General features: G+C 69.9%; 1 protein-coding gene and 1 pseudogene. Both read right to left on the reverse strand.

What is annotated here, in order from left to right; translation table 11 throughout:
* A pseudogene (locus tag AOK08_RS41770) lies at window positions 1–1,422 on the reverse strand (ArnT family glycosyltransferase); the annotation flags it as partial.
* On the reverse strand, window positions 1,419–2,382 hold a 964-nt coding region (locus AOK08_RS41775; protein ID WP_055535794.1), incomplete at its 5' end, for a GtrA family protein. The pseudogene AOK08_RS41770 and the gene AOK08_RS41775, both read right to left, overlap by 4 nt.

The raw sequence follows: 2,382 nt of genomic DNA on the forward strand, positions 1-2,382 counted from the left end.
ACGCCCGACCCGGTGGACGAAGGCCAGACCCGGCGCGACCGCCAGACCGCCCACCAGCACAATCCACTTCAGCCAGGGCAGATAGTCGGAGGAGCGGTTGAGAAGGACGTACCCCCAGACCGCCGTGGCCGTCATGGCCGCCGCGAGCGTCAGCGACGCCCACATCCTGTCCCGCTCCTGCCAGAGCAGGGCCGCGCCCATACCGACCAGCGGTGCGAGGTAAGGGGCGAGGGCGACGGTGTAGTAGTCGTGGAAGATGCCCTGCATAAAGCTGAAGATCACCATGGTGATCAGCAGCGAGCCGCCCCAGAGGAGGAACGCGGCGCGGGTGGCGTCCGCGCGCTTGGCCCTGCGTACGGCCCAGAGCGCCGCGACGAGCAGGATCAGCGCGGCCGGGATCAGCCAGGAGATCTGGCCGCCGCTGCCGGAGCTGAACATCCGGTCCCAGCCGGTCTCACCCCACATCCCGGTGCCGCCGCCACCGCCACGACCACCACCGAAGCGGCCGCCACCGCCACCGACGCTGCCGGTCTCGTCGCCGTTGATACGGCCAAGTCCGTTGTATCCGAAGGTCAGTTCAAGGAAGGAGTTGGTCTGCGAGCCACCGACGTAGGGGCGCGAGGACGCCGGCCACAGTTCGACGATCGTGACCCACCAGCCGCCCGCGACGACCATCGCGAGCCCGGCGGCCAGCACCTGTCCGACCCGCCTGCGGACACCGGCCGGCGCGCAGATCACGTACACCAGTGCCAGTACGGGCAGGATCAGGAAGGCCTGCAACGTCTTGACCAGGAAGGCGAAACCGATCGCCGTACCCGCCCAGAGCAGCCACGTCGTCTCGGCCTTCTCCATGGCGCGCTGGGTGCAGTACACCGCTGCGGCGAGGAGAAGCGCGAGGAGCGCGTCGGGGTTGTCGAAGCGGAACATCAGCACGGCGACGGGTGTCAGCGCGAACACCGCCATCGTGAGGAACCCGGCCATGGCACCGAACCGGCGCCGAACGGACGCGTACAGCACACCCGCCGTGGCGACGGCCATCAGGACCTGCGGAAACAGGATCGCGAAGGAGCTGAGGCCGAACAGCCGCACCGACAGCGCCATCGGCCAGAGGGAGGCCGGGGGCTTGTCGACGGTGATGGCGTTGGCCGAGTCGAGCGAGCCGAAGAAGAACGCCTTCCAGGACTGGCTGCCGGCCTGAACCGCCGCCGCGTAGAAGGAGTTGGCGTATCCGGAGGCGGTCAGGTTCCAGGTGTAGAGCGCGCCGATCACCAGCAGCGCGCCGAGGAACGCCGGCCGCACCCAACGGTGATCCTCCGGCCGACCGCGCCAAAGTCGGCGTACGAAGGGCTGCTTGGGCTCTCCCGAGGCGGAAACAGGCCCTGCATTACCGGTAACTGGCGCCTGCTGTACGGGTGTCGTCATCGCGGGTTCCTCTGATCCTGGGTGTCGTGCGGGCGCACCGGCTGGAGCCGCGTGGTGGTCGGGCAGGCGTCGCTGTACGGTTCCGGGCCCGTGGTGCGGTCCTCGTACGCCTCGTGCGCCTCGTACACTTCGTTCTCGCCGTACGTCCCGTACGTCCCGTACGCGTCGTCGCCCTGATCGGGGCAGCCCTGACCGGGGAACATCTGATCGGGGAACACCCAGGCCCTGAAGAGCAGGAACCGCAGCACGGTCGCCGCGAGGTTGGCCGTGATGAGCACCGCCAGTTCCGCGGAGTGCCCGGGGGCGCTGGTCGCCGCGTCGAGGGCGGCGAGCGAGCCGCTGGTGAGGGCGAGGCCGATGCCGAACACGACCAGGCCCTGCGCCTGGTGACGCATCGCCCCGCCCCGGCCGCGCACCCCGAAGGTCAGGCGCCGGTTGGCCGCGGTGTTCACGACGGCGGAGACGAGCAGCGCGAGCGCGTTGGCGGTCTGCGAGCCGGCGAAGCCCCGGAACGCGCTGTAGAGCAGCAGATAGAAGAGCGTCGACATACCGCCGACCACACAGAACCCGACGAGCTGGCGGGCCAGTCCCTTCGGTACGTCCTCGATGTCGCGGTCGCGCGGATCGTCGCCGAAGGGCCGGGCGAGCCGGTCCAGCGGCAGCGAGCCGCCGGCCAGGGCCCTGCCCACGCGCCACACGCCCTTCAGGTCGTCGGCCGCGGTCCTGACGATGTGGACGGTCGAGTCCGGGTCGTCCACCCAGTCGACCGGCACCTCGTGGATGCGCAGGCCCGCGCGTTCGGCGAGCACCAGCATCTCGGTGTCGAAGAACCAGCCGGTGTCCTCGACGAGCGGCAGCAGGATCTGGGCGACATCACGCCGGATGGCCTTGAATCCGCACTGCGCGTCCGTGAAGCGGGCCTGGAGCGAGCCACGCAGGATCAGGTTGTACGCCCGGCTG

This window comes from Streptomyces graminilatus (assembly GCF_001418565.1).
GTDB lineage: Bacteria > Actinomycetota > Actinomycetes > Streptomycetales > Streptomycetaceae > Streptomyces > Streptomyces graminilatus.